At 63.8% G+C, this 11,992-nt stretch carries 11 protein-coding genes and 1 pseudogene; 7 read left to right on the top strand and 5 right to left on the bottom strand.

Features of this window, described 5'->3' with window-relative positions:
• Positions 1-24: 24 nt before the first annotated feature.
• The gene (locus ASE89_RS20385; protein WP_156363436.1) at positions 25-264 is read right to left on the bottom strand and encodes a hypothetical protein; all 240 of its coding nucleotides are present in this window, start codon (positions 262-264) and stop codon (positions 25-27) included.
• A gap of 5 nt (positions 265-269) precedes the next feature.
• Here ASE89_RS20385 and ASE89_RS19785 point away from each other — a divergent pair, with 5 nt between their 5' ends.
• Positions 270-1,487 carry a hypothetical protein gene (locus ASE89_RS19785; protein WP_156363435.1) on the top strand — a complete coding sequence of 406 codons (1,218 nt, stop codon included), beginning with the start codon at positions 270-272 and terminating at the stop codon, positions 1,485-1,487.
• A gap of 622 nt (positions 1,488-2,109) precedes the next feature.
• Here the strand turns inward: ASE89_RS19785 and ASE89_RS11220 are convergent.
• The gene (locus ASE89_RS11220; protein ID WP_056677650.1) at positions 2,110-2,307 is read right to left on the bottom strand and encodes a hypothetical protein; all 198 of its coding nucleotides are present in this window, start codon (positions 2,305-2,307) and stop codon (positions 2,110-2,112) included.
• 157 nt (positions 2,308-2,464) lie between these two features.
• On the opposite strand from ASE89_RS11220, the gene ASE89_RS11215 reads away from it, so the two are divergent.
• Together ASE89_RS11215 and ASE89_RS21175 are read left to right on the top strand one after the other, a co-directional pair.
• Complete coding sequence (locus ASE89_RS11215) at positions 2,465-2,644, top strand: recombinase family protein (protein WP_082451427.1); 180 nt, start codon at positions 2,465-2,467, stop codon at positions 2,642-2,644.
• 55 nt (positions 2,645-2,699) lie between these two features.
• Positions 2,700-3,620: pseudogene (locus tag ASE89_RS21175) on the top strand (integrase); the annotation flags it as partial.
• A 178-nt stretch (positions 3,621-3,798) separates the two neighbouring features.
• Here ASE89_RS21175 and ASE89_RS11205 read toward each other — a convergent pair.
• On the bottom strand, positions 3,799-5,175 hold the full coding sequence (locus tag ASE89_RS11205) for an MmgE/PrpD family protein (protein ID WP_082451426.1): 1,377 nt from the start codon (positions 5,173-5,175) through the stop codon (positions 3,799-3,801).
• A gap of 65 nt (positions 5,176-5,240) precedes the next feature.
• On the opposite strand from ASE89_RS11205, the gene ASE89_RS11200 reads away from it, so the two are divergent.
• A complete protein-coding gene (locus ASE89_RS11200) occupies positions 5,241-6,515 on the top strand; it encodes an alpha/beta hydrolase (RefSeq protein ID WP_082451425.1) in 1,275 nt (424 codons plus the stop codon).
• 12 nt (positions 6,516-6,527) lie between these two features.
• On the opposite strand, the gene ASE89_RS11195 is transcribed toward ASE89_RS11200, so the two are convergent.
• Together ASE89_RS11195 and ASE89_RS11190 are read right to left on the bottom strand one after the other, a co-directional pair.
• Positions 6,528-7,490, bottom strand: a complete 963-nt coding sequence (locus ASE89_RS11195; protein WP_197979497.1) for a hypothetical protein — start codon at positions 7,488-7,490, stop codon at positions 6,528-6,530.
• A gap of 64 nt (positions 7,491-7,554) precedes the next feature.
• Positions 7,555-8,547, bottom strand: a complete 993-nt coding sequence (locus ASE89_RS11190; RefSeq protein ID WP_156363434.1) for a LacI family DNA-binding transcriptional regulator — start codon at positions 8,545-8,547, stop codon at positions 7,555-7,557.
• Between the two features lie 80 nt (positions 8,548-8,627).
• Here ASE89_RS11190 and ASE89_RS11185 point away from each other — a divergent pair, with 80 nt between their 5' ends.
• The 3 genes from ASE89_RS11185 to ASE89_RS11175 are packed head-to-tail and all read left to right on the top strand — an operon-like array spanning position 8,628 to position 11,949.
• Entirely contained in the window at positions 8,628-9,806 is a 1,179-nt protein-coding gene (locus ASE89_RS11185) for a cytochrome P450 (RefSeq protein WP_056677635.1), read from the top strand.
• The gene (locus tag ASE89_RS11180) at positions 9,803-10,924 is read left to right on the top strand and encodes a CapA family protein (RefSeq protein WP_056677632.1); all 1,122 of its coding nucleotides are present in this window, start codon (positions 9,803-9,805) and stop codon (positions 10,922-10,924) included. Before ASE89_RS11185 ends, ASE89_RS11180 begins: the two co-directional genes overlap by 4 nt.
• A complete protein-coding gene (locus ASE89_RS11175; RefSeq protein WP_056677628.1) occupies positions 10,921-11,949 on the top strand; it encodes a hypothetical protein in 1,029 nt (342 codons plus the stop codon). Before ASE89_RS11180 ends, ASE89_RS11175 begins: the two co-directional genes overlap by 4 nt.
• Positions 11,950-11,992 lie beyond the last annotated feature (43 nt).

Genomic DNA, 11,992 nt, shown 5'->3' with positions numbered 1-11,992 from the left:
CTCAGTCTCCTCACGGAGCCTGAATCAGATCGCGCCTTTAACATCAATGGGTCCTGACCCTAGATCCTGCCCGTTGGATGAGACGCGTGCGTAGCCGTAATCATGCCCCGATTGTGCATTGGATTTATGCATCATGGAAGCGCCTGCAATTCGGCTGTTTTCCGCATGATGCAAAATCCGTGATTTTTGCATCAGAAGCTTGAAAACGCGGGAGCTCTCACTGTCGCCAAAGAAGTTGAAATCGGAAAAGGTGAGCGGTAGCATTCGATATGCGCTTACTTATTCCAGATATGAGTTCACGAAATCTCATCGCGGCAATTTTTGTTGCTTCGCTTAGCTCGTGTGCAACAGACCAACCCGGTGTCCTGGGGCAGCGCGTAATACTCTCACAGCCATTCGAGATCGTTCAGGTAAATAGTCTGCCTTCCATGATCTCTTGGAAATTAGAGAGCCTGTCGGAAATCGATCCAGACCATCCCATTGTATCGGATGGCGACACACAGACCCTCAGCCTGTTCGGGCGTGAGGATCTAATCGCAGCATCTAGCGACGATTATAAACCCACAAACTGCTCACCATCTGCACTGGCGACAGCGGCTCTAGATGAAATTGAGCGTAGAGCCGAGCAGACTTCCATAGTCATTATCAACGAAAGCCACGAACGATCGCGTCACCGCTGGTTTACTGCGGAAGTAGCACGACGCCTGCGCCCACTGGGTTACGATACGTTGGGGCTGGAAACGCTATCGAATCCGCCGGCTACTGTACCACAGCGGTATCTGCCCTCGCTTCTTGGCCATCCGGACCTGCCCTATCTTTCCGATGACGACGGCCACTACTCTTCAGAGGCGGGCTACGGGCGGCTCGGGCGGCAAGCCAAAGCTCTTGGCTATCGCCTGCTGCCTTATGAGGACAACACACACAACGAGCCGAGCAAAGGTGTCAGTCAGAGCCAGCAGATTGCTTTTCGAGAAGAAGCCCAGGCCAACAACCTAGCGGCATTCGTAAAGAGTCACCCGGCCGCCAAGCTGTTGATTCATGTCGGCTATTCGCATGCAACCGAAGTTCCTCGGGCCGATGGTCAGAAATGGATGGCAGCACGGCTGAAAGAAAAGACCGGTATTGATCCTCTTACTATCTCACAAACGACATGCCGGGGCGGTAGCGAAACCATGCGGCTCGCGACCTTACCTTCGGACCAACCCGCCGGAACGTTCGATCTAATCATCGACCATCCAACCGAGCGATTCACGCGCGGACGGCCGGATTGGCGTAAGATGGCAGGCGACAGGATCATTACCATTCCCCGCAAATTGCGACCGGCAAAGGGGTGGCGTGTGATCGAGGCCCGCCCCTTAGGTGAACCGGATACCTCGGTCCCGATCGATCGAGTAGCAATCCGCCCAGGTGAGGACATCGGCTTGCTGTTGCCGCCTGGACGCTACCATGTCCGCGCGATCGACGTGGTTTATTCCGCCCCCAAATGAGCATCAGTCGACAGGTAATTTATGGTGCCCTGTTGATGCAAAACTTTTGATTTTTGCATCAGGAATGTCCGGGATGGAGAGGTAAGCGGACATAAACCCACGGCGCTAACTGCGAATTACGCCGTGGATTTCAACGTGCGGCTTGCTTCCCATTGAGGGCGAAGGAGCGGCGCCACAGATGCGCTTTCCGTCTATAACAACTGTCACCGCGCCCTGTTCTTTGAGTTTAACCGAAACGTTGTGAAAGGCATTAGCCGCAATCTGCCAGCCGTCACGATCGGCTCCCGGTTGGAAGCATAATATAAAGGAAGACAAATTCGGTCCGGCCCAAGACGCGGTAGCATTAGCAATCACCCCCGGATCGTCGAGTTCGCCCTTCTCGCTTACTCTAGCCCAAAACGGACCGGATATAGGGTCGTATTCAGCCGGGGGCGCGGATGGCACTGACCTTTGGTCAAAACTTGGAAGTCGGGCGTCCAAGGCCACGCTTGATAGGATCAACCAAGCCGTTGTGATTGCGGTGACGCATCTTTGAGTTCGTACCATACGAGAGGTGATAGATTAGATCGGAATGTCGGAAAATGGGCGAAAGCCGTCATACCGGCCGGATTGTCCAGGCGGCTTAAAGGCTGATTTTGCGCCGGGCCATCTCAGCGAAGGCATACTGCGCGATAGCCGTCTTGGGCTTCCCCCTAAAAATGTCGGCAAGATCGAGTAGGTCCTCGTTTCCGAGTTCTATGATCGACATCTCGATCTGCGTGAGACGCTTCATCGCGCCCGCGTTCTGCTCCGCGTCCCGCTTCATCCGTATTTTCAGCATACGATCATCGTACCACCAATGGCATGCATGCGGCAGATCCCCAAAGCTCGGCGCCCTCGTGTCGCAAATATGCTAAGTCTCGCGACATCGCTTTCAACGCAATTGTGCCCTCGTGCACTCATGTCGCAAAAGTCTGTTGCATAATATCTTCGTTTAAATACAATTATGCGACAGCCTGATTGGCTACGCCCGGGTGTCCACCGACGACCAGGATCTCCGCCTGCAACGTGCCGCATTGAAAGAGGCCGGATGCAAGCGGACTTTCGAGTGGAAGACCTCAGGCGTAAAGTGTGACCGGCTTGAGCTAGTCAAGATGATCGAGCAACTGCGCGACTAAGACACGGTGGCGGTGACGCGGCTCGACCGACTGGCACGCTCCACCCGCGACCTGCTCGACGTTCGCCCGGCGGGTTGCCAGTCTTGCCACCGCGCACGGCCTGTCAGGTCTGCAGGAGAGGGGGCATGCGCCGACCAGCCACGTCATGGTCCGTGCCGCGCTCAAGGGCCTCCGCCGGCGTCGTGGCGCTGCTCAACGCCAGGAGGCCCCATTACGCTTCGGGGCCTCGCTAGATCCCCATACTAAGGGGTTCACGTTGACCGCGCTGCTCGGCGGCTGCGGCGGCAATTTACAGGGCTTGCGCAATGCCGCACTGCTGTCGCTCGGCTATGACGCGGGATTGCGGGTCAGCGAGCTCGTCGCGTTCACCGTCGCGCACATCGATCCGCACAGCGATGGTTCGGCACTGTTGTTCATTCCGTCGTCCAAGACCGATCAGGAAGGGCAGGGGGCCTGGGGCTGGCTATCTGCCGACACAATGCGCCGGGTCGGCGCTTGGCTGGTTGCGAGTGCCATCACCGAGAGGCCGGTCTTCTGCCGCATTGGAGTCGATCGTCGCCGTTTGCGCGCCGCGGTCCCGCCGATGGCGTATGAGGCGATCCCGGGGCACACGCGACACTGGCAAGAGTAGCTCAAGGGCAAGAAGGCCGAACCGGCGCGGACGGTCTATACCGTTGGTAAGGCGTCGCTTAGTCGTCAGGGCGTCAACGGGATCTATCGGCGCGTAGCGTTGAGTTCATTCGATCAGGGCCTGGTCGAGATGCCGATCGGCAAGGTTGAAGAAGCAGCGCGGGCGCTGTTGAGTCACTCGCTACGCGTAGGACTCACGCAGTATTAGTTTGCGGCCGGCGAGGACAGCGTTGGCATTGCCCAAGCACTGCGCTGGTCTTCGTCGTCGAGCGCGTTGCGCTACGGACCCAAGCTTGCCGCCAGGAGCAATGGAGCCGCACGTGTGCTGTCGAAGGTCAGAGGCTGATAACCGCCTTACCCGGAGAGTTTTATGGCATGGACAGGGGGCCCGGAAGCTGCGGGTGAAACCACGTCAGGAGGGCGTCCGACAGCGCCGTAGCGACAACAGAGGGATTCCCCCGTTCGTGTCTCGCTCGCCCGCACTAAGATTGAAGCGGGGGACAGCGACGGCGTCAAGCGTCTGTTCACGCCGGACGCAGCAGCGCCGACGCTGAGGACCGGCCGCCAAATCCAAGAATTTGCGCTGCCATGGTGCGCGCGCGGTGTGCCGCGATCGGCATATCCGCCCGCGCCGCGCAGGTGACGAACTTTTCCGTAAGCACGTCGTCAGACAGCGGATTGCCCGGATGCCCGATCGCATGCGCTACGGCATGATCGAGCCGCGCGCCCGAGGGCATCGTGACGACAAGGGAACCGCTGGCGGCATGCTCCCGGCCCCAGTTGGGGTTGCGATATTCCGTGATGCGCTTCGCCAAGCCTATTACCTCGCCATCGGCGCGCGCCTGATCATCGAATGAATCGAGAGATACGCTGCCATGGACAAGGGCCCACGCGGTCGTGAACGGAATGCTGAACTTCGCGTCTATCGCGCTCTTTGGCACGGCCTTGTCGGACTGGGGCCGGATAAGCATGGACTGGATAGGCCCGATTTCGGCGGTGACGCCGTCGATCTCGTGCCAGTTGCAGCGGTCGCGCAAGGCGAGCGCGGCTTCGATATAGGCATGCGTGCCGCGGCAACACGGCCATGGCTTGAAACTCACCGCGTCGCCAAGGAAGCGTACGCCGAGGTCGGCAGTGAGCACAGCCCGAGCCGGACCGCCACCGTACACGGCAAAGAAGCCTGCGCGCCCTTCCAGCGGTGTGGCAAAGGCCCTTGCGCCAGCCTGCGCCAGCAACGCGGCCTCGACCGCGCCGCGCGCCGCGAACGCCTCGCGCACGCCACGCAGGGGTGACGTTGCATCATATTTGATCTCGCCCGGAAAGCTGCCCTGCAGCATCGCTAGACCGATCGCATGACGGATCCCGTCGGCATCCAGACCTAACAGCTTAGCGCACGCCGCCGCGGCAGCGACGAGGCCAACCAAAGGCGGCGGATACCACCCGCCATCCTCATAAGCGCGCGCCGGTGCGAGTGACAGCCGGCAGGCCAGATCACTGCCTGCCGTCATTGCGGTTAGGAACCGCGCGGCGTCGATCGACGGGTCCGCATCCGCAAGGGCGAGCAGCGCGGGGACCAACGCGGCATTGGGATGCGCCGGCCCGGGATCGAAGGTGTCGCCGTAGTCGAGGGCATGCGCCAGCGCAGCATTGGCGAGCGCCGCGGCCGTTGGGCCGGCGGTAAACTCCGTGCCGAGGATCCGCGACCGACCACCGCGATGCGCCAGCGCGACTGTCCGGTACGGGACCGGATCGCTTGTGATCCCGCTCGCAGCAAGCATCACGCCGAGCGCATCAAGCAGCGCGCGACGGGTGGCGTGTTGGGTCGACGGGTCGAGGTGAGAGACCTCCAACCCAGCAACGTGATCGGCAATCCGCGCGGATATTGTTTTATCGCAAAACATTATATGCAATCGCTTTCATCTAAACTATCGTTGATGCAAGGGAAAAATGGGAGCTGAATATAACGATGCGCACTCTGGCTCTCTCGGTTGCCCTCGCGGCTGCCCTTGCCCCGACCGTGTCGGTGGCGCAGCAGTCCGCGCAACGAGCCGCCAACGTGAACATATTATCAGGTGGTGCGCGGTGGGCGGTCGCCATGCCCGTCCGGTGGAATGGCGTGCTTCTGCTCTACAGCCGCGGCTATTCCCAGACCGCGGGAGTACCCGAGGTTGCGCCAGAGACCGTCCGTCAACTCTTGCTCAAATCCGGCTATGCCTTGGCGGCGTCCAATTATGGAAGCGGGGGGTGGGCGATCGAGGAAGCGGTACTGGCGCAACGTGCAACCATCGCCGCTTTCTCTGCCGCGCACGGTAAGCCAAAGCGCGTGATCGCATGGGGTCATTCGATGGGCGGTCTCGTGACCACGGCGCTGGCCGAGCAGTCCGACCCGGCGATCGATGGCGCGCTGCCGATGTGCGCATCGATCGGTGGCGCGGTGGGTATGATGAACATGGCGCTCGACGGCGCCTACGCCTTCCGTACCCTTGTTGCACCGGATGACGGCATCCAGCTGGTCAACGTCGACGACGATCGCGCTAATTCGAAGCGCGTCGCTGATGCCGTCGCTAAGGCCGGGGAGACGGTTGGGGGGCGTGCCCGTACCGTCCTCGCCGGCGTCTTGGGTGGTATTCCCGGATGGACCAGCGTCGACACGTCCGAGCCCTCCGCAGCCGACTATGACGCGCAGGCCGGCGAGATTGCGCGCAGCTTCGCGCGGGGCATATTTCTGCCGCGGCAGGACCAGGAGCGCCGCGCGGGCGGCGTCTTCTCATGGAACACCGCGGTCGACTATCGCGCGCAACTGGCCCGATCGGGCCGCCGGCCGTTGATCGAGGCACTGTACCGCAAGGCCGGGCTTGATCTGGATGCGGATATCACGCGGCTCGAACGCGGCGCGCGCGTTGCCGCCACGCCGGGTGCGGTGGAGTATATGATGCGGCACTACACGCCCGATGCCCGCCCCAAAGTCCCGCTGCTCGCTGTGCAGATGATCGGCGACGGCCTAACTTCGCCGTCGATGCAGCGCGGCTATGCCGAGGCCGCGCGCGGCCGCGACGTCAAGAGCGCCTATGTCCGCGGGGCCGGCCATTGCACCTTCACGCCGGCAACGACGCTGGCGTCCATCCGCTATCTCGACGCACGGCTGGCCCGAGGGCGTTGGGAACCGGCGCCGACGGCGTTCGTGTCCTACACGCCGCCGCCCATGCTACGGCCCTGCGTACGTGGAGGAGTGTGCAAATAGCGTCTACTACGGCTAGTCGATCCCGCGTCGCTCGACCGTCCACTGGGCGTCGGTGCACAGCCCGCAATCCTTGCCGGTGAACAGCCGGGCTGCCGTCTTGTCGCCCCGCAGCTGCCACTCGAGCCAGCTGACAGCGACGCGCGCGACGCGTCCGCCGTTCGCGTCGAGGAACGTGCCGCCATGACCCACCGGCAGGTTAAGCAGCATGGCCGGAACGTGATCGATCTTGCGGAAGTCGTCCGTGCCGTTGGGATAGGCGATGTCGCCGGTGCCCCCCAGAACGTAGAGCACCGGCGTGTGAAGGGTCCTGAGCAGCGACTTGTCGACCGCCATGCCGGCAATCGGATTGCTGCCGTCGGTGAACACGCCGCTGTTGTGGACGATCACCGCATGGACCCGCGGGTCGCCGGCGACTTGCAAGGCCTGGAGCCCGCCGCAGCTATGCCCGGCCACCGCGACCAATCGCGGGTCGATCCGCTGGTAATAAGGGCTTCCCTTGCGCTGGTTTTCCGACAGCGCCCAAGTGATACCGGCGCGAACATCGTCGGCGCTGGTCTCGACCGCAAGTTTCCGGGGAGCGGTGTCGCGGGGCGGAGGCGGGACGGCCGGGGCCCCCGGTCCGCTCAACACCTTGCCCGGCGCAATCGCCAGATAGCCGTACGAGGCGATCTCGGCGAGATGAAAGCGCGCGCTGGCGCCGTCGGCGCTGCAACCGCCATTGCCCCATACCAGAACGCCGAGCTTGCGCCCGCCGAGCGCCGCGAGATCGGCAGGACGATACAGGACATGCGCGGCAAGCGTGGCGTCGACCTGCCTGACGGCGGGGTAGGGGCCGGTGCCACGCGAATCCGGTCGTATGTTCGCAGCGGCGCGGAGCGTCGCATGATCACCAGCAGCCTCGCCTAGCGGGGTCTGCTGGGCCGAGGCGATCGCGGCGGTGCCGAGCGCCAGCGACAAGATCAATCCGCTCCGCATCTCACTCTCCCATTTTTGTTATAGAGGAAAGCTATTTCGTATTCTGCCGACTATGCAAGAGTTTTCATGCGCTCTCCCGGGCAATCACGCGAAACCCGACATCAATTCGGGTCTCGATCGGCTCGTTTGCGGCCCGTGCGCGCAGCACGCGGAGTACCTCGCGCGCGATCCGCGCCCCATCGATGTCGACCGACGTGATCGTCGGGCGCATGTCGCCCGCCATCCGGAGATTGCCGAACCCCGTTACCGCCAGCTGGTCGGGCACACGGATGCCCGCCGCCTGAGCCTCAACGATCAGCCCCTGCGCGATCCAGTCCGATCCGCACACGACGACGTCGGGCTGTTCGGCCAGATCGGCGAGCGCGCGATAGCTCAGCCGGCCCTGGCCGAAATGGCTCGGCACGTTGACGTCGAGTCGGGTCGGTTCGGTCCCGCCATCGTGAACCCAGCGCTCTGCAAACCCGTTGGCGCGACGCTCCGAGCGCGACGACATCGGGACCACGAGATGGGGCCGGCGATACCCGCGGCCGCGCAGGAACCGGGCCATTTCCACCCCCGCCGCGTGGTGCGAGAAGCCGACCGCGACGTCGATGGGATCCTCGGGCAGGCCCCAGGTCTCGATCACCGTGACCGGGTTCGCCCGCAATCGTGCGCGCGTCGCGGCATCGGACACAATCCCGGTCAGAATGATCGCATCGACGCGCCGCGCCAGCGCCATGTTGATTTCGGCATGCAGCCGGTGATTGTCGGGTCCGGTCAGCGCCAGCACCACGCTGTTGCCGTCGCTCGCCAGTTCCTCGATCATCGCTTCGACGGTGTCGTTGAAGATCGATGCCGCGATGTCCGGCACGAGCGCGGCGATCAACCGCGACCGGCTTCCGGCGAGGGCACCGGCATTGAGATTGGGAACGTAGTTCACGGCCAGGATCGCGGCACGGATGCGCACAGCGGTCGCCTCTGCGACCACTGCCGGATTGTTGAGGAACCGCGACACCGTGGCGGCCGAGACGCCGGCGTGTGCGGCAACGTCGTCCAGGCGGGGGGCGCGGGTGATCATAGGCGACCCTATGACCCAACCCATGCCCACATGCAAAAATCCCGTTGCAAGCGCTTACATGGACTGCTATTTGAATTGTTATGACACATGACTTTAATCCCCTCGCGCCGGAGACTTTCGACAGCGCGAACGCCGATTATGCGCGGCTTCGTGCCGAATGTCCGGTTGCGCACAGCGACGCCTGGGGCGGGTTCTGGGCTTTGATGAAGCACGCCGACGTCGCCGAGGCGGCAAGCGACTGGCAGACGTTCATTACATCCAAGCAGAACGTCATCCCGAAGGTCGCGTTTACTGGGCGCCGGCCGCCGCTGCATCTCGATCCGCCCGAGCACACGCCCTATAGGCGTGCGCTCGCACCGTTGTTCACCGAGCGCCGAATTGCTCGGCTCGAGCCGGTGATCCGGATGATCTGTCGTGATCTTCTCGCCACGATGCGCGATGCCGGCGGCGGTGACGTTGTCGCCGACTATGGCGCGCATATGCCCATCGCCACCTTCGCGCACTGGATGAACCTGTCGGCGGACGCGGTCACCGAACTGACCACGGTCGGCCAGCGCTACAATATCGCCGTCCAGTTCGCCGACATGGACGCGACCAAGGAATCCAGCCTGGTGCTGTACGACATGGCCCGCGCAATCGTCGCGGACCGCCGCGCCAATCCGATGGCGGAGGACGAGGATGCGACCAGTGCCTTGCTCGCCGTGCGCGTCGACGGCGAGCCCTTGCCCGAGGAACTGATCGTCGGGACGATCCGCCAGGTGCTGGTGGTCGGCATCATCGCGCCGAGCGTGCTGCTCGGCTCGATCGCGGTCCATCTCAGCCGCGATCCGGTGCTGCAATCCGCATTGCGCGCCGACCCGTCGCTGATCCCGGCGGCGGTCGACGAGTTCCTGCGCCTCTACACGCCGTATCGCGGGTTCGCTCGCACCGCGGTTAAGGACGTTGTCGTCCGCGGGTGCCCGATCCCGGCGGGCGAGCCGATCGCGCTGGTCTACGCGTCCGCCAACCGCGACGCCGACGTTTTCGACGATCCCGACAGCTTCCGGATCGATCGTCCCAACATGAAGGATTCGCTGGCCTTCGGGCGCGGTCCGCATACCTGCATCGGCGCCGGCCTGGCCAAGCTCGAACTGGTCGTCGCCGTCGAGGAACTCCTCGCGGCGGCGCCGCACTTCACGCTCACGGCCGAGCCTCGCCCGACCCGCTTTCCCGAGATCGGCGCACTGACCGCGCCGATCGCGTTCGGGGCCCCGGCATGAGCCATGTCTTCCTGGCCGTCGGCGACCTGGCGATGGACCGCGACGTCTATGACGAGAGCTTCGCCGCCACGCGCGACATATTGACCGCGGCGGACATCACCTTCGGCCAGATCGAAACGAGCTTCGCCGAGCGCGGCGTGCGCCTGCCACAGGCGCGCCACGCCGTCCTCGCGCGCCCCGACGGCGCCGCGGCGCTCGGTCGCGCCGGCTTCGACATCGTCTCGCTCGCGGGCAACCACGTGCTCGACTGGGGGAACAACGCGTTCTTCGAGACGCAAGCGCATCTCCACGCCGCTGGCGTGCAGACGGTCGGCGCCGGAGCCGATATCCGCGCGGCCCGCAGACCGGCACTGTTCACGCTCGCCGACGGTACGAAGGTCGCGGTGCTCGCCTATTGCAGCATCCTGCCTCAAGCCTATTGGGCCGACGAGCGTCGGCCCGGATGTGCGCCGATGCGCGCCTTCACAGTCTATGAACAGGTCGAACACGACCAGCCCGGCACGCCTGCGCGGGTTCATACCTATCCGCACCGCGACGATCTGGCGGCGATGGAGGCCGATATTCGCGCGGCAAAGGCCCATGCCGACGTCGTGATCGTCTCGCAGCATTGGGGCATCCACTTTGTCCGTGCGACGATCGCCGACTATCAGCGCGACGTCGCGCGTGCGGCGATCGCCGCGGGGGCCGACGCCATCCTCGGCGGTCACGCGCATATTCTGAAGGGATGCGAGATCATCGACGGCAAGCCCGTCTTTTACTCGCTGTGCAATTTCGCGACCGATCTGCGGATGGATCCGGCGCACGCAGCGTCGAAGAGCTTCAACGAGATCCGGGTCCTGGCGGAGGAATGGGAGCCGGATTTCGACAGTCTGTACAACTTCCCCGCCGCGTCGCGCCTGTCGATGGCCGCCCGGCTGGAGATCGCCGGCGGCAAGATCGTCCGCGCCGGATTGCTGCCGCTCTACATCGATACCGACGCCGTGCCGCGGCTGGCAGCGCCCGGCAGCGCGCGGCATGCCGAGATCGTCGACTACATGACCGCGATCACCGCAGAGGCCGGGCTCAACGCGCGCTATACAGTCACCAGCGACATGGTCGAACTGGCAGAGGCGGCATGAACCGCTGGGAGCGCTTTCCGCTAGAGGGCTATGTCCTTCTCTACTTCCTGGCGTATCTGCCGAACGTGATCATCACCAAGCTGGTGACGAGCATGCCGCATGCAGGCCTGGGACGTCCGCTGACGGGACTGGAGACGCTGCCCGCCTCGCTGATCATCAGCACCGTACTGACCTATGTTTTCATCTGGGCGTCGGGCTGGCATCGCGACGCCAATGCCGTCCGCATCGCCGGCGCACGGGTGCCGGTGCCGACGAAATACACGCTGCTTTCGGGTCTCGGGACGGCGCTGGTGCTGTTCACCGTGCCCTTGTCCTTCACCTTCCAAGGCGTCTCGATCCCGTTCATCCAGCTGCTGATGCGCGGCGACATCCTGCTGATCGCGCCGCTGGTCGACCTGATGTTCGGGCGCAAGGTGCGCTGGTGGAGCTGGGTCGCGCTGGCGATGGTGCTGGTCGCGCTGATCATCACGCTGTTCGATCGCGGCGGCTTCGACCTGCCGCCGCTCGCGATCCTCACGGTCGTGCTCTACACCGCCGGCTATTTCCTCCGCCTGGCCGTGATGACCAAGGTCTCGAAGACCGGCGAACCCGCATCGGTGCGGCGCTACTTCGTCGAGGAAAAGGTCATCGCGCTGCCGCTGTCGGTGGCAGTGCTCGCCGCGATCTCGGCGTCCGGCATCGGTTCGCAATCGGGTGCGCTGGGCTGGGGCTTCGTCTCGGTATGGAGCGATCCGGTCATCGTGCCGCTGTTCGCGATCGGCCTGACGCTGACCGTCATCTCGGTCTTTGCGATCATCATCCTGCTCGACGCGCGCGAGAACGCCTATTGCGTGCCGCTGGAGCGTGCCGCCAGCCTGGTCGCCGGCGTCGGCGGTGCGGTTCTGCTCGCTCTGTTCTGGGGGCTGCCGATGCCGCGCCCGGCCGAACTGGTCGGCGCCGCGATCCTGATCGGTGCCATCGTCCTGCTGTCGCTGGCGCCGCGCTTTTCGCGCCGCGTCGTTCCGGCCCGCGCCGAGACTGTCTGACCAATAGCATTGCGCCAAGCCGCGACATCAAGCGGCAGGCGAA

The sequence above is a fragment of the Sphingomonas sp. Leaf30 genome (assembly GCF_001422525.1).
GTDB lineage: Bacteria > Pseudomonadota > Alphaproteobacteria > Sphingomonadales > Sphingomonadaceae > Sphingomonas > Sphingomonas aerolata.
This window is presented reverse-complemented; position numbering and strand designations above follow the sequence as displayed.

Coding starts and splice junctions, on each gene's coding strand:
- ASE89_RS20385 (WP_156363436.1), bottom strand. CDS start 264: ATGCTACCGCTCACCTTTTCCGATTTCAACTTCTTTGGCGACAGTGAG.
- ASE89_RS19785 (WP_156363435.1), top strand. CDS start 270: ATGCGCTTACTTATTCCAGATATGAGTTCACGAAATCTCATCGCGGCA.
- ASE89_RS11220 (WP_056677650.1), bottom strand. CDS start 2,307: ATGCTGAAAATACGGATGAAGCGGGACGCGGAGCAGAACGCGGGCGCG.
- ASE89_RS11205 (WP_082451426.1), bottom strand. CDS start 5,175: ATGTTTTGCGATAAAACAATATCCGCGCGGATTGCCGATCACGTTGCT.
- ASE89_RS11200 (WP_082451425.1), top strand. CDS start 5,241: ATGCGCACTCTGGCTCTCTCGGTTGCCCTCGCGGCTGCCCTTGCCCCG.
- ASE89_RS11195 (WP_197979497.1), bottom strand. CDS start 7,490: ATGCGGAGCGGATTGATCTTGTCGCTGGCGCTCGGCACCGCCGCGATC.
- ASE89_RS11190 (WP_156363434.1), bottom strand. CDS start 8,547: ATGATCACCCGCGCCCCCCGCCTGGACGACGTTGCCGCACACGCCGGC.
- ASE89_RS11185 (WP_056677635.1), top strand. CDS start 8,628: ATGACACATGACTTTAATCCCCTCGCGCCGGAGACTTTCGACAGCGCG.
- ASE89_RS11180 (WP_056677632.1), top strand. CDS start 9,803: ATGAGCCATGTCTTCCTGGCCGTCGGCGACCTGGCGATGGACCGCGAC.
- ASE89_RS11175 (WP_056677628.1), top strand. CDS start 10,921: ATGAACCGCTGGGAGCGCTTTCCGCTAGAGGGCTATGTCCTTCTCTAC.